The organism is Nocardioides sambongensis (assembly GCF_006494815.1).
GTDB lineage: Bacteria > Actinomycetota > Actinomycetes > Propionibacteriales > Nocardioidaceae > Nocardioides > Nocardioides sambongensis.
The window spans coordinates 3,055,127-3,071,565 of sequence record NZ_CP041091.1; the positions used below are offsets into that span (position 1 = coordinate 3,055,127).

Sequence of the window (16,439 nt, forward strand, 5' to 3'; positions counted from 1 at the left end):
GTTACCGGCCCTTCCACTTCGGCGCACGCTTCTCGATGAACGCGCGAATTCCTTCTTGGGTGTCCTCGGACGCGATGACGGGTCCGGCGACCTCCATCTGCTTGTCCCAGGCCTCGTCGTCCGCCCACTCGTAGGCGTGGCGGACGATCTCCTTGCTGGCACGCACGGCCAGCGGCCCCGCCGCGACGATGTCGGCAGCCAGTTCGAGCGCAGACTCGACGGCCTTGCCGGCAGGAACCAGCCGGTTGACCAGCCCCATCCGGTGGAAGTCCGCCGCCGGCAAGGACTTGCCCGTCAGGGCCAGCTCCATCGCGACGTTGTAGGGGATTCGACGCGGCAGCCGAAACAGTCCGCCACCCACGGCCACCAGCGCCCTGGCAGCCTCCGGGAGCCCCATCCGCGTGGCCTCCGTGGCGACGACCAGGTCGCAGGCGAGGCACAGTTCCAGACCGCCTGCGAGCGCGTCACCCTCGACGGCGGCGATGATCGGCTTGGCTGGCGGCTGGGCCATGATGCCGAATCCACCACGGCGCTCGGTCACTCCCATGTCGCCGACTGCGGCAGCCTTCAGGTCCTGTCCGGCACTGAACGTGGGGCCTGCGCCGGTCAGGATCGCGACACGCAGAGCGTCGTCGGCGTCGAACTCGTCGAGAACGGCCTCGAGCGCGCGGGACGTGGCGCCGTCGAACGCGTTGCGTCGCTCCTCACGGTTGATCGTGATGAGCAGGACCTGCCCGTCGGCCATCCGCTCGGCCAGGATCACGCCTTCGGCGTCCTCAGTCACGGCTCCTCCATCGATGCTCGTAGCCGGCCACGGTGGCCGGCGTCACACTGCAAGCATAGATTCTTGCTGTCCGCCAAGCAAGTAAATGCGAGATGCAGCTGCGCCGGCACTAGAGTTGGCCCCGTGGAGAAGCGGCGTACCCAGGCAGAGCGTTCGAACGAATCGCGCCGGCGATTGATTGAGGCGGCCATCACCCTCCTGGCCGAGCGGGGGTATGCGGGTGCCAGCCTGGCCGCGATCGGCGAGCGCGCCGGGGTGAGCCGCGGTCTCGTCACCCACCACTTCGGTTCCAAGGAGCAGTGCATCGCCGAAGTCACGACCTTCATCCGCGAGGCCGTCATCGATCGGCTCGCCGGAGATCCCGGGCAGGGCGGCCTGGCAGCAATCGACAACCTCGTCCGGACCTACCTCAGCGAGGAGCCGGGGCTCGCGGCCCCGCCCGCGCCATGTACGTGATCATCACGCACGCCGCCACGGCCGGACCGGACCTGCTGCCGGCGGTAGCTGAGAACAACGTCGCCCTGCGCCAGCTGATCGAGGGCATGCTCGCGCACGCGATCACCGACGGAGACCTAGACCCGGACGCAGATCTGCCCTCGCTCGCGATCGGGATCGCCGGCATCATGCGCGGAGTCCTCGTCCAGCTCATGGTCGACGACAGCGTGACGCCGAACGCGGCTGCGGAGGCGGCTGCTGCGCTGGTCGACCAAGCGCTGCGGCACAGCCTTGCCCGCGCTTGACCCGGGGCGAGCGGGCCGTTCCGCCGTCTGGCCGTGTGTGTCGATCATCGCCTCATCGACACCGTGGGCGGCGAACCGGCGATCGAGCACGCGCAACGGGTAGGCCGCGCCGCCGCGGCCAGTCTCACCAGCAGGCCCTGGCCCGGCCGACGCAACGGGCCCGCAACGCTCTGGGCCCAGTAGACGCGCGGGATCAGTAGTACCAGGGGAACGGGCTCCAGTCGGGCTCGCGCTTCTCGAGGAACTGGTCCCGTCCCTCCTGCGCCTCGTCGGTCATGTACGCCAGCCGGGTGGTCTCGCCGGCGAAGAGCTGCTGACCGACCAGACCGTCGTCGATCAGGTTGAAGGAGTACTTCAGCATCCGCTGCGCGGTCGGTGACTTGCCGTTGATCATCCGGCCCCACTCCAGCGCGGTCGCCTCGAGCTCGGCGTGCGGCACCGCCCGGTTGACGGTGCCCATCCGGACCCCGTCCTCGGCCGAGTAGGTCTCGGCGAGGAAGAAGATCTCGCGGGCGAACTTCTGCCCGACCTGCCGGGCCAGGTACGCCGACCCGTAGCCACCGTCGAACGAGCCCACATCAGCGTCGGTCTGCTTGAACTGCGCGTGCTCGGCGCTGGCCAGGGTCAGGTCCGCGACCACGTGCAGCGAGTGTCCGCCGCCGGCCGCCCAGCCCGGGACCACGCACACGACCACCTTCGGCATGAACCGGATCAGCCGCTGGCACTCCAGGATGTGCAGCCGGGCCAGCTTCGCCTTGTCGATCGTGCTGGGCTCCTCGCCGCCGGTGTCGCCCGCTCCGGCGGCGACGTCCTCGTACTGGTAGCCGGCCTTCCCGCGGATCCGCTGGTCGCCGCCGGTACAGAAGGCCCACTTGCCGTTCTTCGCGCTGGGACCGTTGCCGGTGAGGATCACGCAGCCCACGTCGGCCGAGGTGCGGGCGTGCTCGAGGGTGCGCAGCAGCTCGTCGACGGTGTGCGGGCGGAACGCGTTGAGCACGTCCGGGCGGTCGAAGGCGATCCGGACGGTGCCGTGCGCCTTGGCCCGGTGGTAGGTCAGGTCGGTCAGGTCCTCGAACCCCGGGACCGCGTCCCACTGGGTCGGGTCGAAGGTCTCGCTGACACCGTCGATCGCACTCATGGGGCGAACGCTAGATGATGGCGCCATCGGCACTGGAACAGCCCGCCCGCGCGTGGTGTTCTGGTGGCATGACACTTCAGGGTGAGTACGTACCGAGTCAGTGGGAGTGGGTCCGCGACCAGGTGGCCGCCTACGAGGCCTCCGGAGGCCGCGAGGCGAACACCCTCCAGGGTGGCGATGACCCGATCGTGGTGATCACCTCGGTCGGCGCCAAGTCCGGCAAGCTGCGCAAGAACCCGGTGATGCGGGTGGAGAAGGACGGCGTCTACGTGGCCGTCGCCTCCAAGGGCGGCGCACCGGAGAACCCTGCCTGGTACGACAACTTCGTCGAGCACCCGCTGGTCGACCTGCAGGACGGTCCGGAGGCGAAGTCCTACCGCGCCCGCCTGGTCACCGGCGAGGAGCGCGCGAAGTGGTGGGACCACGCCGTCGCCACGTGGTCGACGTACGCCTCCTATCAGGAGAAGACCGACCGCGAGATCCCGGTCTTCGTGCTGGAGCCGGTCGAGGCCTGACGCAGGTCAGCTGTTCGCGTCGGTGATGGTCACCGTCAGCGCGCAGAGGTGGCCGAGGCGGGCCAGTTCCGAGTCGAGGAACTCGGGCCCGCCGCGGCGACCGACCACCACAATCTCGTTGCCGTCCAGCCGGGCAGCGGCGTACAGCGTGTTCTCGTCGTCGGGCACCTCGAGGCGCTCGGGTGTCTCGATCTCCAGGAACTCCAGGTCCTCGGGCGCCGCACTGGTGCGGTGCACCACGCCCTTGGCGCGGTGCAGCCGGGCGCCCCAGTCGACGCGGAAGGTCGCCGGCAGCAAGTCGATCAGCCGGTCGTAGGCCTGCTCCGGATTGGCGGTCAGGTCCTCGACCGCCTCCAGGTCGAGCACCAGCGTGCCGCCGGAGGGGTAGTGGCTGATGAACCGGACCCGCACCCCCTCCAGCGCGTTGCACGCCGAGACGATCGAGTCCGGCATGGTGCTCTGCGGGATCTCCAGCAGTACGTCGTCGAGCGCGGTGCCGTTGGCCCGCTTCTCCACGATCTCGATGGCCTCGATGTCACCGCCCGCGACACCGATCGCGGTCGCCACACGACCCAACGACCCGGGGACGTCGGGTAGCTCGACGCGCATCAAGAACGGCATGGTGTCACGCTAACCCGCAGGGATTGCCGATGGGTTTCGGGCTCACCGATCGGGGCCGAGAAGCCGGTGCACCTGCCCCGAAGGCACCGCTCAACGGGCCCGAATCCCCGACTCGACGGTCCCGAAGGCACGACTCGACGGGCCCGAAACCCCGACTCAACGGGGGTGGAGTCGCTGGCGGAGGCTGGTCGCGCGCTGGGCGGTGGTCGCCACGGCGGCACGCACCGCTTCCTCCGAGCCGACCACCCGCAGCCGGCTCTTCGCACGGGTGACCGCGGTGTAGAAGAGCTCGCGGGTGAGCAGCCGGGAGTCGGCGTCGGGCAGCAGTACGGTGACCGTCTCCGCCTGACTGCCCTGGCTCTTGTGGATCGTCATCGCGTGCATCGTGTCGATCGCGTCCAGCCGGCCCGGCGCGAAGGCGCGTGGCGCGCCGACCCCGGCGATCCACGCGCGGCGGCGTCCGTCGTCGTCGAGCACCACCACGCCGGTCTCCCCGTTGTAGACGTCGAGCGTGTAGTCGTTCGCGGTGACCAGCAGCGGCCGTCCGGGGTAGTACACCCCGCCCAGCGGCTGGCCCAGCTCCTCGGCCAGCCAGGTCTCGACCTGCCGGTTCCAGTGCCGCACCCCGTACGGGCCCTGGCGGTGGGCGCAGAGCAGCCGGAAGCCCTCCAAGGCCTCCAGGGCCGCCGCCGCCCGGGCCGTCGGCGCCCCCTCCCCGGTGGCGGCCGCGTGCACCCGGACCGCAGCGGCGGTGCAGGCCGGACGCAGCACCGCGGCGGGGTCGTCGGTCTCGACGTACTCCACCTCGGCGGAGCCGCGGCGCAGCACGGCCAGCACCTCGTCGGGGTCGCCGTCCCGCAGCGCCTGGGCGAGCGCCTTGATCTCCTCGGTGGAGCGGTGGTTGTGCTGCAGTGCGACCACTGGCGAGTCGGCGTGGTCGGCGAACCCCGCCACCAGGTCGGAGAGCACGGCGCCGGCGCCGACGGAGGTCAGCTGGCCGGGGTCGCCGACCAGGACCAGGCGCGTCTCGGGGCGCACCGCCTCCAGCAGGCGCGCCATCAGCGTCAGGTCGACCATCGACGCCTCGTCGACCACGATCAGGTCCTGCTTGAGCCGGTAGGACCGGTCGTGCACGAAGCGCGTGGTGTTGTCCGGTCGCCACCCCAGCAGCCGGTGCAGGGTGCTGGCCTCCGGGCGGCCGGCGTCCGCGGAGTCGATGCCGAGCGCCGTCAGCTCGGCGTTGACGGCCTCCTGCAGGCGGGTCGCGGCCTTGCCGGTCGGGGCGGCCAGCGCAACGGAGAAGTGCCGGCCGCCGGCGACCGGCTCGCCGCCCTGCCGGCGCACCTGCTCGGCGGCGAACTGGTCGGCGAGCGCGACCACGATCCGCGCGACCGTGGTGGTCTTGCCGGTGCCGGGTCCGCCGGTCAGCACCGTGGTCCGGTGCCGGACGGCGTGGTCGACCGCCGAGCCCTGCTCGTCGCTGAAGTGCGGCCCGGCCACCCGCTGCCGGGTCGTGGCGAGCACGTCGGCGTCCACCGCCGGCGCGTCCGCAGCCATCCGGGTGAGGAGGTCGTCGGCGACCTGGCGCTCCAGCCGGTGGTAGCGATCCAGGCTGACCAGGTCGAGCTCGTGGTGGATCACCCCGGCGGCGGTCAGCGGCGAGGCCTCCACCGCGGCGACCCACTCCGCGGCGTCGGGCAGCACCACCCCGTCGGGGAGCGCGATCTCGCAGACCCGGCGCAGGTCGACACCGACCGATCCGAGCCGGACGGCCCGCACCGCCAGCGCGACGGCGAGCAGCACCGACTGGTCCGTCTCCTCGCCCAGTGCCCCGACCCGCTGCGCGACCCGGATGTCGGCGGCGTCGAGCACGCCGGCGAGGTTCAGCGCGGCGAAGGTCCCGCTGGCACCCACCGCCACCCGCGCGTCGTACGTCGACCGCTCGGCCGTCCCCGCGACCTCGCTGCTCATCGGCGATCTCCCCTCGGGTCGGGCGTCCGGGCGGCGCCGTCCAGCAGGTCGGACAGCTCGGCGACCAGCGCCGCCGGCGGGTGCCAGGCGAAGACGCCGCACGGCGCACCGTCGATCTGCGGGGTCTCGGGACCGCTGAGGCCGCGCAGGTACAGGTAGGCGACTCCCCCGAAGTGGAGCGCGGGGTCGTAGCCCGGCTGTCGCCAGCGCAGGAACCGGTGCAGCACGACCGCATACAGCAGCGCCTGCAGCGGATAGTCGGAGTGACCCATCGCCGCGTCCAGGGCGCTCGGCGCGTAGGCACCGGCGGTGAGCCCCCCGGGGACGTCGCGGGGTCCGAGCCAGTTGGTCTTGTAGTCGACGATCACGTAGCGGGGGCCGCGTCGGGGGTGTCGCGCAGCCGCAGCACGACGTCGACCGAGCCGGTGAGATACCCCCGCAGCACCTGCGCGCCCAGCGCCGGCACGGCCAGCGCGTCGGCGTATCCGCGGACCGGGTCGTCCTCGGGCAGGTGCCGGCGCAGCAGGTCGGCGATGTCGCCGAGCAGCACGTCCGGGTCGGCTCCGGCCGCCCCGGCGCGCTGGGCGAGGTCACCGCCGGCCAGTGGCAGCTCGAAGTCGAGCTCGCACAGCCGGTCGGCAGGTCCGATCTGGCGGAGCGTCCGTCCGCCGAGCATCGGCCCGAGCGGGGTGTCGCACACGGCGACCAGGGCCGTGGCGAGCTCGTCGGCGTCGAGCCCCGGCACCGGCCACCAGCCGAGCTGGTCCGCGATGTGCGTGCCGAGCTCGGCCCGCAGGTCGTCGGCGGCGGGGTCGGCGTGCTCCAGCACCGCGTGCACCAGCGACCCGAAGGTCGCGCCGACCGGGAGCCCGGCCATCGGCGACGGCACGTCCCCGGGGATCGCCGGGTCGACGTCGGCCGGCACGACGACCTCGGCATCGACCGCCTCGTCGTCCTTGGCCATCACCTCGGGCTCGCTGGTGACGCCGACGGGTGCACCGACCTCGACCGCGCTCAGCGAGCTGTAGGAGGTCCGGCGCCAGGCGACGTCCACCGACCGTCCGAAGGTGCGCACGGACAGCTCCGGGCGCGGGGTCTGCGGGAGGGCCGGGACCTGGTCGTCCAGGTTCGCCACCTCCGGCTGCGGCCCGCCCCGGTCGCGCCACCCGGTGAGGCGGGCCGCGATCTCGTCGTCGTCCGGCACCGCGGGGCGACGGGGCGCCGCCGACGGCAGCGGACCGTGGGCGTCGGCGGCGCGCATCAGCATCCGGTGCAGCGGCGACGCCTCGGCGTTCCTGGTCGGCGCCCACCAGGCGATGACCTGACTCTGGGCGCGGGTGAGTGCGACGTAGAGCAGGCGGAGCCACTCGCCGGCCTCCTCGGCCTCCCAGCGGGCGCAGTGGTCACGCCAGTCGGGTCCGGTGCTGCCGCCGACGTCCAGGCAGCGCCGCCCGCTGTCGTCGTGGTAGAGCGGGCGGTCCGGCTTGGGCACGAACCTGTCGGCCAGCGACGGCAGGTAGACCACCGGATACTGCAGGCCCTTGCTCGCGTGGATGGTGACCAGCTGGACCGCGGCGGCGTCGGAGTCGAGGCGCCGGGTGCGCTCGGCGCCACGACCCTCCTGTGCCTCCCGGACCTGTTGGCGCAGCCATCCCAGCAGTGCCACCACCCCGAGGTGCTCGGTCTGCGCGACCTCGTGCAGCACCTCACCGATGTGGCGCAGGTCGGTGAGTGTCCGCTCGCCCCCGGTCTCGGCGAGGAGTCGGGCCGGCAGCCCACCGGACCCGGCGGCCTCGAGCACCGCAGCCACGCCGCGACGACCCAGCGCGTCGGCCCAGGACCGCAACCTGTCGGCGATCCGGTCGGTGAGCTCGTCGCCGCCGGCGTCGAGGGTGGCGGCGTCGTAGCCGAGGAAGCAGGTGAGGGCGGCGGCGCGGACCCGGGCCGCGCGGTGCGGCTGCTCGAGCGCCTCCAGCAGGGTCAGCCAGGTCGACGCGGCGGGGGTGGCGAAGACGCTGCCGCCGCCGGCGATCACGGCCGGGACGCCGACCTCGGCGAGCGCGGCGCGGGAGGCGGCCAGGTCCTGGTGGCGGTAGCAGATCACCGCGACGTCGTTGGGGCGCAGCGCCCGTCCCTCGAACCGGGCGCCCGATCCGAGCAGCCGACGGATGTCGAGGGCGAGGTCGCGGGCGATGTGGGGGCGCACGTCCCCGACCGGGATCGCGCTGTCTCCGCGGCGCCGGAACTGCTCGCGGCGCACCACCCGCAGCCGGAACGGCGCCGGCTGCGGAGCGCCCTGCAGGCGGGGCTCGGCGTGGTGGGCCGCCACGTCGTGGACCACGATCCTCGGGTCGCCGAGCTCCGCACCGCCGAGCAGGGCGCGGGTGGCGTCGACCAGTCCGGCGTCGCTGCGCCGGTTGACGGCGAGGGTCTGCCGCCGGGTGGCGGTGGCGGCCGCGGCCAGGTAGGTGACCACGTCGCCGCCACGGAAGGCGTAGATCGCCTGCTTCGGGTCGCCGATCAGCACCATCGTGGCGTGCCCGTTGAAGGCCCGGTCGAAGACCTGCCATTGGACCGGGTCGGTGTCCTGGAACTCGTCGACCAGGACGATGCTCCACCGCGACCGCATCCGGGACCGGGCGGGCGCGTCCGCGGGCTCCAGGGCGACCGCCAGTTGGCTGAGCAGGTCGTCGTAGGAGAGCACCCCGAGCCGGCGCTTGCGGCTGGCCATCTCGGCGCGCACGGCGTGGGCGAAGGCGACCTTGCGACCGGCCGGAACCTCGCGGGGCACACCGTCCGGCTGGAGGTGGGCCTGCGGGTCGGCGGCGACCGTGCGAGCGATCGCCATCGCCTCGGCGTGGTCGAACGCGGGACTCTCGCCCTCGGGCAGCTGCGCGAACGCGCGCAGGTAGAGGTCGTCGACCACCTCGACGAGGAGGTCGTCCAGGTTCTCCACCAGGCGGGCGCGGGCGTCGGTGTCGCCGGCGACGCCGAGGGAGTCCAGCACCAGGGAGCAGAACTGGTGGATGGTCGCGATCGTGGCGGCGTCGAAGTCGGCGAGCGCACGCGCCACCCGGGCGTGGCGCAGCCGACGGGTCTGCTCGTCGGCGTCGAGCAGCAGCGCGATCACGTCCGTGTGCTGCTCGGGAGCCAGCGTCGAGTCGTCGGCCAGCGCCCGCTCCGCCTCCACCAGCTGGCGTCGGACCTGCTCGCGCAGCTCCTGGCTCGCCGCGCGGCCGAAGGTGACCACGAGCATCTGCTCCAGCGGCACGCCCTCCTCGGCGACGTAGCGGGCGACCAGCGCCCCGATCGTCCAGGTCTTGCCGGTGCCGGCGCTCGCCTCGAGCAGCGTGGTCCCGGTGGGCAGCGGGCCGCGGATGTCGAACGGCGTCATCTCACCTGCGGGCGGGGTCACAGCGGGGCCACCTTCTCCGCGCCGGTGAGCAGGGGCTCCCAGAGCCGCCAGGCGAGGTCGGGCAGCCCGGCGTCCAGCAGGGCCTGCAGGGGCGCGGCGACGCCGTAGACCCGGCGGTGGGCCTGGTCGGCGTCCTCCCCCTCGATCCCGTAGGCGTTGTGCGGATCGGTGACCCAGGCCTTCGAGGCGAGCGCGTGGGGGTCGATCGGCTCGCCGAACCGGGCGCGGTGGTGGCCCTCGGCCCACGCGGCGGCGGTCGCGACCGGGAGCGGCAGCGGTCGCGTCCGGCCCTCGTCGTAGAGGTCGACCAGGTCGCGCAGCCAGTCCACCGCCCGGTGGTCCACCGGGCCGGCCAGCGCCCGCTTCGGCCCGGCCTTCTCCCGGGCGACGGCGTGCGAGGTCCAGTTCTCGTCGGTGTAGGTCGCGGAGAGGGCCAGCACGTCGAGCCAGCCCTCCAGGCGCTGCCGCGGCTTCAGCCGCGAGTAGGTGAGGCTGACCACCTGGTTGCCGTGGACCTTGGCCACCGTGCCGGTGAGGCGGCGTCCGTCCCCGAGGTCGACGTCCACGTCCAGGGTGCGGGGGGTGCCGTCGCGCAGCGGTGCGGTCCTGGCGAGGAGGCGCTGGCACTCCCCGACCACCTCGTCCAGCGTGCGGTAGCCGAGCGCGAACGGCGGCAGCGTCCCGCGCAGCTGCTCGGCGAGCATCACCGCCTGGCCCGCCGTGGCGGGGTCGTCGGCCGCGAGCACCGCCCGCAGCAGCCGGTCCCCGATCTGCCACTTGTCGAGCCCGTCGAGACTGACCGGCATCGCGTCGGCGATGTCATCGGGCTCGAACGGCGTGGACACCACGAGCCGGTGCCGCAGGAAGTCCCGCACCGGCGATCCGAAGAACCGCTTGAGCTCGGCGAGCGTCACGTCGCCCGGCGGTCGCGGTGGGAGGGCGTCGGGTAGGAACGGTGCGGGGGCGCTGCGGGGCCCCACCGCGGCGCGGGCCCCGGCGAGCGTGGAGCGGTCGAAGCTGAACGGGCCCTCCCGGACCAGCGCCCCCGGCTGGTGGTTGCGCACGTCGTAGGGCTGCAGCGGGTGGCGGGTGAGCACCCGCTCGCGCACCGGCGCCGCCGCCGTCCGGTCCAGGGCGTCGAGGAGCTCACCCACGGGCACGGCCGGGGGCCGCTCCTGTCCGGTGTGCTCGCCGGCGCCGGCGTAGGTGATCACCAGGCGGTCGCGGGCCGCCAGCACGGCGTCGAGGAGCAGCTGGCGGTCCTCGCTGCGCGGATCACGCTCGCCGACCTGGGGGTCCCGACTCAGCACGTCGTCGCCGTCCGGTGAGGGATGGCGCGGGAAGACACCGTCGTCCAGGCCGACCAGGCAGACCACGCGGTGCGGCACGGACCGCATCGGCACCATGGTGCACACCGTCAGCGTGCCGCTGCGGAAGTTGGCGCGGGTGGGGCGGCCGGCCAGTCGCGCGGCGAGCAGCGCTCGCAGGTCGGCGAGGCGGAGCCGCGGGCCGCTCCCGCCGACCTCGTCGGCGCTCCCAGCGGCGTCGGAGACCGCACCGGCGCGGGCCCGCGCGAGCTCCCGCTCGAACTGCGGCAGCTGCCAGGCGTCGTCCACGTCGACGTCGCAGAGGGACCGTACGCCGTCGGCGATCGCGGTGAACCAGTCGTCCGCCTCCTCGGCGGAACCCAGGGCGGTCACCGTGGCGGTGATCCGGGTGACCGCCTCGGTGAACCGCCCCACCAGGTCGATCTCACCGCTGCCCAGGTCGTCGACCGGCAGGCCCCGGCCCAGGTGGCGGTGGTCGTCGCCGCCCATCGCGACGCCGAGCAGCAGCCGGTCCAGCCCGGCGCGCCAGGTGTTCTGCTCGAACCCGCCGAGCCGGTACGCGGCGCGCCCGGCGGCGTCCACGCCCCACCGGATGCCGGCGTCGGCGACCCAGCGGGTGAGCCGGGCCAGCTCGTCGTCGGTGAAGGCGAAGCGGCGGCGTACCGGATCGCGGGAGAGCAGGTCGACCACCTCCGAGGCGGTCACCCGGCCACCGGCCAGCTCGACGAGCGCCACCGCGACGGCGAGCAGGGGGTTGGTGCTGGCGGCGGACCGGTCGGCGAGCCGGACCCGCAGGCCGTGCGCCGGGTGCGCGTCCGCGCCGTTGCCGTCCAACAACTCGGGGCCGAGGATGTCGCCGAGTCCGAACGCCGCCGAGATCAGCGGGGCGTAGGTCTCGATGTCCGGGCACATCACCACGATGTCGCGCGGCTCGAGGGTCGGGTCGTCGGCGAGCATCCCGACCAGGACCTCGCGCAGCACGTCGATCTGGCGGCCCGCGCCGTGGCAGGCGTGCACCTGCACGGAGTCGTCGTCGGCGGCCAGCAGCCGACCGGCGCGACGGTCCGGGTCCGGGGAGCGGTTGGCCCGCAGGTCGGACTGCAGCCAGCCCAGCAGGTCGTCGGGCAGCGGCGGCTCCGCGATGCCGGCGGAGGTGGTCGCCGAGGAGGCGGGCGCGAGCACCTGGGCGAGCTCGCGTGCGTCGCGGCCCAGCGAGGCGAGCAGCGGGTGATCGACCAGCGCGGCGGAGGTGTCCGACTCCCGCGCCGCCGGCGTGCCGGAGTCGCGGGTCACCCGGTCCCAGAGGTCGGGCGAGGGCTGGGCCAGCCAGAGGTGGACGTCGCGGTGCTCGGCGAGCGCCCGGACCAGCTCGATCTCGGTCGACGGAAGGCGGGTGTGGCCGAAGAGGGAGAGCCGGTCCGGGAGGTCCAGGCCGCCGGCCTCTCCGCTGCGCAGCTGGGCGCAGACCCGGTGGTGCCGTTCGTCGGGCGCCTCACCTCCGACGGTCGGCAGCAGCCGGCGCCAGAGCTCGGCCTGCCAGCGCAGGTCGGCGGCGAGCACACCCCCCACCCCGTCGGTGTCGCGCCCCTCCCGCCAGTCGGCGACCAGCTGGGGTCGCTGCACCGCGTAGCCGGCGTAGAGCCCGGCCAGCCGACGGGCGACGCCCCAGCGCCGGCTGCGCCGCATCTCGCCCTCCTCGCCGTCGGTGCCGTGGCCGAGGTGGGCGGCGAGCGTGGTGCACCAGGGCTCGCCGAGCGAGGCGTCGATGGTTGCCAGCAGCGGCCAGACCAGGCGGTCCGGGTGCCACGGGTCGTCGGCCTCACGACCCAGCAGCAGCCCGACCAGCGAGGCCGGGTGCAGGAACCGCACGCCGGCACAGACGCCGTCGCCCCCTCGCGGTCCAACGCCGAGCCGGTGCGAGAGGCGCTGGGTCAACCACCGCTCGACGCCCTTGGCCGGCACCACCACGACCTCCTCTGCGAAGGGGTCGGCCAGGGGCTCGGCGAGCAGCTCGCCGAGCTCGTCGGCGAGTTGGTCGGTCCGCCAGGCGCGGTGCAGGTGGAAGGTCATCGTCCGCCGAGGCTATCGAGCGCGCCCGACCCAATGCCGAGATCCGGCGAACCAGGCTCAGCCCGGGCCTCGGTCGTCGTCCTGTCGGCGGTGCGGCCGGTGCTCGGTCCACTCCTCGTCGGCCTCGTCGATCTCGCCCTCCAGTGCCGCGACCGCCTCGGGCTTGCCGTGGAACCTGCGGTAGGAGTAGCCGACCAGGGCCAGCGCGATCAGGCAGGAGAGCAGCAGGGTGACGCCGGTCCAGGGGCCGCCGAGCAGCCAGTAGGAGGCCTTGAGGGGCCACCACTCCGGCGCCGGCGGGGAGACGATCCAGAGCACGCCGAAGAGTCCGATGGTCAGCGCCCCGAGGCTCGAGGCGACGATCCGGGGCCAGGTCTCCACGCCCTGCGCGGCGCTGCGCAGGGCGCGCAGCTTGACCGGGTCGACCCACCGCTCGGCCCAGGTGTACTGCTGGGAGAGCACCGCCAGGCCGCCGAAGAGGAGGAGTAGCCCGGGCCCGGGCAGCACCAGCGCCGCGATGCCCGCCAGCAGCATCAGCCATCCGAGGATCTCGAGGGCGAGCCGTTTCGCCGCACCGGTCATGTGCTGAGCCTCCCAGAGCCTGCCAAGTCCGTCAGCCGCGCGGACCGAACTTCTCCAAGAACGCCAGTACGTCGTCCTCGGCCCGGCCGTGCTCGGCGGCGATCTGCGCCCAGCGCACCGCCATCGCGTGGAAGCGCAGCGGGTTGTAGACGTCCTCCTCGTAGCTGAACAGCCCGTCCCCGGCGTAGGTCATGATCGTGATGTTCGGCTCGGACAGCATCGTGCCGTCCCCGGGGTCGGGCATCGGGTTCCCGACCTCGCAGACCAGGCGTGCCGCGTCCGGGTCGACCACCTGCCAGGTGAGCGGGAAGCCGGTCATCACCCGCCCCGGATAGCTGGTCATGGTCCGCACCGACCAGGCCCGGATCTCCTCGCGCCCGCGGAACGTGCCCATCGCGCGCTCGACGTACAGGGCGTCCTCGGTGAAGAGGTCCGCGTAGCCGTGCCAGTCCCCGCTCTCCTGGAAGGTCGCGACCTTCTCGTGGAAGGCGGCGTAGGCCTCGGTGATCTCGTCGGCGCTGAAACGGCTCACCCGCCGATCCAAGCAGATGCCGACGGCCCGGGCGCCAGGTCTCGCCGCGCCCGGGATCGGCAAAACTTGTCAGTTCCTATCAACGTGCTTATCTTAGGTATCTCACTCGATTTAAACAGCCGGGCGTCCCGGACGCCACGACGAAAGGCACGATCGTGCGCAAGCTGCTGGTACTGGGATTCGTGGGCCTGCTCGCCCAGCTCATCGACGGGTCGCTGGGCATGGCCTACGGCGTCACCTCCTCCACGCTGCTGCTGGCTGTCGGGGTCGCCCCGGCCGCCGCCTCGGCCGCCGTCCACTTCTCCGAGATCGGCACGTCGCTGGTCTCCGGCATCTCCCACCACAAGCTCGGCAACGTGGACTGGCGCACCGTGGGCATCCTCGCGCTGCCCGGCTTCGTCGGCGCCTTCGCCGGCGCCACCCTGCTGGCCAACCTCGACGGCGACATGGCCAAGCCGTGGGTCGCCGGCATCCTGCTGGCCCTGGGCGTCTACGTGATCTGGCGGTTCCTGGTGCTCGGCGGGCGCCGCCCCACCTTCAAGTCCCGCCCCTCGGCGAAGATGCTGGCGCCGATGGGCCTGGCCGGCGGAGCGCTCGACGCCATCGGCGGCGGCGGGTGGGGCCCGGTCGGCACCACCACGCTGCTCTCCCCGGGCCGACTCGAGCCGCGCAAGGTGATCGGCTCGATCGACACCTCGGAGTTCGTGGTCGCGGTCGGCGGCTCGCTCGGCTTCCTCTTCGCGCTCGCCCACACCGACATCCCGTGGGACTACGCGCTCGCCCTGCTCGCCGGTGGCGTCATCGCCGCACCGGTCGCCGCCTATCTGGTCCGCATCCTGCCGGCCCGGGTGCTCGGCGTGGCCGCCGGCGGCCTGATCGTGGTCACCAACTCCAAGACGATCGCCGAGTCACTGGGCGCCAGCGGCGCCGCCGTCGGCGCGATCGCCGGCAGCCTGGCCGTGATCTGGATCGCCGGCATCGTGTGGGCCGTGCGCCAGGAGCGGGCCGCCCAGCGCGCCGCCCTCGCCGAGCTGGACTCCGAGGAGCTCGTCGGCGCCTGAGTCGACACGACGATCGTCAGGGTGAGCGTGGCCGATCGGTCACTCTCACCCTGACGACCCGGCACTACTCTCGGCGCATGGGGATCACGACGAGGCGCCGTGGCCGCTCCCCCTTCGGCGCCCGGGTGCTCGGACCCCGGGAGCAGGACGCACGTCACCTCCGCCTGCGGATCCAGGTGCTGCTGACGGCGCTCCTCCTGGTCACCAACATCCTGGGCGCCGGCGTCGTCTTCGTGGTGAACACCTGGGCGATCCCCTCCCCCGAGCCGACCCGCGAGATGGTGGTCGCGCTGGCCATCGCGATCCCGGTCTACGTGCTGGTCGGCGCGGCGATCGGCGTCGTCCTGGGCACCACCACCAGCCTCAACGCACTGCGCTGGGCGACCCGGGACGGCGGGCAGCCGACCCCGGCGGAACGGTCGAAGGCGCTGCGCGTGCCGTTGTGGCTCACCCTGATCCAGTTCGGCATCTGGGCGGTCGGCACCGTCCTGTTCACGATGCTCGCCGCACGGCTGCAGCCGGACCGCGCGCTGGGGACCGCGTTGACCGTGGGCATCGGCGCGATCGTGGTCTCCGGGGTGGCCTACCTGGTGACCGAGTTCGCGCTGCGCCCGGTGGCCGCTCGGGCGCTCACCGACCGCACCGTCTCCTCCCGCCCGCGCGGCGTCGGGGTGGGCCCCCGGATGCTGCTGTTCTGGCTGGTCGGCACCGCCGCACCGGTGATCGGGCTGCTGATCACCGCGCTCCTCGCGCTGATCGCCAACGAAGCGACCCTCGAGCAGCTGGCCGTGGTCACCATGGTGCTCTGCGTGATCGTGCTGATCTCCGGTGCGCTGCTGACCGACCTCAACGCCCGCTCCGTGGTCGCCCCGATCCTCTCGGTGCGCGACGCCCTGCGCCAGGTCGAGTCCGGTGACCTCGACGTCGACCTCGCCGTCTACGACGGCACCGAGCTCGGCCAGCTCCAGAGCGGCTTCAACGCGATGGTGCACGGGCTCCGCGAGCGGGAGAAGATCCGGGACCTCTTCGGGCGTCACGTGGGCCACGAGGTCGCCGAGGCAGCCACCGCGTCACCGACCGGCGAGATCTCGCTGGGCGGGGAGACCCTCGTCGCCTCGGTCCTCTTCGTCGACCTGGTCGGCTCGACCGCCTACGCCACCGAGCACGACCCCGCCGAGGTGGTCGCGGTGCTCAACCGGTTCTTCGGTGTGGTGGTCGACGAGGTCGGCGCCCACCACGGGCTGGTCAACAAGTTCCTCGGCGATGCCGTGCTGGCGATCTTCGGGGCTCCCGTGCCACTCCCGGACCACGCCGCCCGCGCGCTCGCGGCCGCTCGGGTGATGGCGACCCGACTCGCCGCCGAGGTGCCCGAGGTGGGCGCCGGGATCGGCGTCGCCACCGGCACCGTCGTGGTCGGCAACGTCGGCCACCGCGATCGGTTCGAGTACACCGCGATCGGCGACGCGGTGAACTCCGCGGCCCGTCTCACCGACCTGGCCAAGGAGATCCCCGGCGGGATCGTGGCGACCGGTGAGAGCGTCGCGGCGGCGCGGAGCACCGATCCCGGCCAAGCCGCCGCCTGGGTCGAGCACGGCGAGGTGGTGCTGCGCGGCCGGACGACGGCCACCCTGCTGCACGTGCCCGCCGGCCACGCACGCCCCTGAACCGGGCCGGGCGATGGG

14 protein-coding genes are annotated in these 16,439 nt (G+C 73.3%); 5 read left to right on the forward strand and 9 right to left on the reverse strand.

The features are described 5' to 3' along the window. Position 1 precedes the first annotated feature (1 nt). A complete protein-coding gene (locus FIV43_RS14370; RefSeq protein WP_231123405.1) occupies positions 2 to 763 on the reverse strand; it encodes a crotonase/enoyl-CoA hydratase family protein in 762 nt (253 codons plus the stop codon). A gap of 144 nt (positions 764 to 907) precedes the next feature. On the opposite strand from FIV43_RS14370, the gene FIV43_RS14375 reads away from it, so the two are divergent. After that, complete coding sequence (locus FIV43_RS14375) at positions 908 to 1,240, forward strand: TetR/AcrR family transcriptional regulator (protein ID WP_141014684.1); 333 nt, start codon at positions 908 to 910, stop codon at positions 1,238 to 1,240. Continuing rightward, positions 1,237 to 1,524 carry a TetR family transcriptional regulator C-terminal domain-containing protein gene (locus FIV43_RS14380; protein WP_181407504.1) on the forward strand — a complete coding sequence of 96 codons (288 nt, stop codon included), beginning with the start codon at positions 1,237 to 1,239 and terminating at the stop codon, positions 1,522 to 1,524. The genes FIV43_RS14375 and FIV43_RS14380 overlap by 4 nt, the downstream gene beginning before the upstream one ends. A gap of 193 nt (positions 1,525 to 1,717) precedes the next feature. Here FIV43_RS14380 and FIV43_RS14385 read toward each other — a convergent pair whose 3' ends face one another. Then, on the reverse strand, positions 1,718 to 2,662 hold the full coding sequence (locus FIV43_RS14385) for a 1,4-dihydroxy-2-naphthoyl-CoA synthase (RefSeq protein WP_141014686.1): 945 nt from the start codon (positions 2,660 to 2,662) through the stop codon (positions 1,718 to 1,720). Between the two features lie 68 nt (positions 2,663 to 2,730). On the opposite strand from FIV43_RS14385, the gene FIV43_RS14390 reads away from it, so the two are divergent. Beyond that, positions 2,731 to 3,177 carry a nitroreductase family deazaflavin-dependent oxidoreductase gene (locus FIV43_RS14390; RefSeq protein ID WP_141014687.1) on the forward strand — a complete coding sequence of 149 codons (447 nt, stop codon included), beginning with the start codon at positions 2,731 to 2,733 and terminating at the stop codon, positions 3,175 to 3,177. A gap of 6 nt (positions 3,178 to 3,183) precedes the next feature. On the opposite strand, the gene FIV43_RS14395 is transcribed toward FIV43_RS14390, so the two are convergent. The 7 genes from FIV43_RS14395 to FIV43_RS14420 all read right to left on the reverse strand — a co-directional run bounded on the left by FIV43_RS14395 (position 3,184) and on the right by FIV43_RS14420 (position 13,696). Next, on the reverse strand, positions 3,184 to 3,798 hold the full coding sequence (locus tag FIV43_RS14395; protein WP_141014688.1) for an ACT domain-containing protein: 615 nt from the start codon (positions 3,796 to 3,798) through the stop codon (positions 3,184 to 3,186). Positions 3,799 to 3,954: 156 nt separating this feature from the next. After that, the gene (gene recD / locus FIV43_RS14400) at positions 3,955 to 5,769 is read right to left on the reverse strand and encodes an exodeoxyribonuclease V subunit alpha (RefSeq protein ID WP_181407505.1); all 1,815 of its coding nucleotides are present in this window, start codon (positions 5,767 to 5,769) and stop codon (positions 3,955 to 3,957) included. Next, positions 5,766 to 6,137, reverse strand: a complete 372-nt coding sequence (locus tag FIV43_RS22600; protein ID WP_231123406.1) for a PDDEXK family nuclease — start codon at positions 6,135 to 6,137, stop codon at positions 5,766 to 5,768. Before FIV43_RS22600 ends, recD begins: the two co-directional genes overlap by 4 nt. Next, complete coding sequence (locus tag FIV43_RS14405; protein WP_141014690.1) at positions 6,134 to 9,184, reverse strand: UvrD-helicase domain-containing protein; 3,051 nt, start codon at positions 9,182 to 9,184, stop codon at positions 6,134 to 6,136. Before FIV43_RS14405 ends, FIV43_RS22600 begins: the two co-directional genes overlap by 4 nt. Continuing rightward, positions 9,181 to 12,582, reverse strand: coding sequence for an exodeoxyribonuclease V subunit gamma (gene recC / locus FIV43_RS14410; RefSeq protein WP_141014691.1), 3,402 nt, complete (start codon positions 12,580 to 12,582; stop codon positions 9,181 to 9,183). The genes FIV43_RS14405 and recC overlap by 4 nt, the downstream gene beginning before the upstream one ends. A gap of 57 nt (positions 12,583 to 12,639) precedes the next feature. Further along, on the reverse strand, positions 12,640 to 13,164 hold the full coding sequence (locus tag FIV43_RS14415; protein WP_141014692.1) for a PGPGW domain-containing protein: 525 nt from the start codon (positions 13,162 to 13,164) through the stop codon (positions 12,640 to 12,642). A 31-nt stretch (positions 13,165 to 13,195) separates the two neighbouring features. Beyond that, entirely contained in the window at positions 13,196 to 13,696 is a 501-nt protein-coding gene (locus FIV43_RS14420) for a nuclear transport factor 2 family protein (RefSeq protein WP_196780819.1), read from the reverse strand. Between the two features lie 155 nt (positions 13,697 to 13,851). On the opposite strand from FIV43_RS14420, the gene FIV43_RS14425 reads away from it, so the two are divergent. Beyond that, positions 13,852 to 14,757, forward strand: coding sequence for a sulfite exporter TauE/SafE family protein (locus FIV43_RS14425; protein ID WP_141014693.1), 906 nt, complete (start codon positions 13,852 to 13,854; stop codon positions 14,755 to 14,757). Between the two features lie 77 nt (positions 14,758 to 14,834). Then, positions 14,835 to 16,421, forward strand: coding sequence for an adenylate/guanylate cyclase domain-containing protein (locus tag FIV43_RS14430; protein WP_141014694.1), 1,587 nt, complete (start codon positions 14,835 to 14,837; stop codon positions 16,419 to 16,421). Positions 16,422 to 16,439: the final 18 nt, after the last annotated feature.

Bases quoted from the DNA above. Each gene is read 5' to 3' on its own strand.
- FIV43_RS14415 (WP_141014692.1), bottom strand. From the start codon at position 13,164: ATGACCGGTGCGGCGAAACGGCTCGCCCTCGAGATCCTCGGATGGCTG.
- FIV43_RS14395 (WP_141014688.1), bottom strand. From the start codon at position 3,798: ATGCCGTTCTTGATGCGCGTCGAGCTACCCGACGTCCCCGGGTCGTTG.
- FIV43_RS14390 (WP_141014687.1), top strand. From the start codon at position 2,731: ATGACACTTCAGGGTGAGTACGTACCGAGTCAGTGGGAGTGGGTCCGC.
- recD (WP_181407505.1), bottom strand. From the start codon at position 5,769: ATGAGCAGCGAGGTCGCGGGGACGGCCGAGCGGTCGACGTACGACGCG.
- recC (WP_141014691.1), bottom strand. From the start codon at position 12,582: ATGACCTTCCACCTGCACCGCGCCTGGCGGACCGACCAACTCGCCGAC.
- FIV43_RS14385 (WP_141014686.1), bottom strand. From the start codon at position 2,662: ATGAGTGCGATCGACGGTGTCAGCGAGACCTTCGACCCGACCCAGTGG.
- FIV43_RS14430 (WP_141014694.1), top strand. From the start codon at position 14,835: ATGGGGATCACGACGAGGCGCCGTGGCCGCTCCCCCTTCGGCGCCCGG.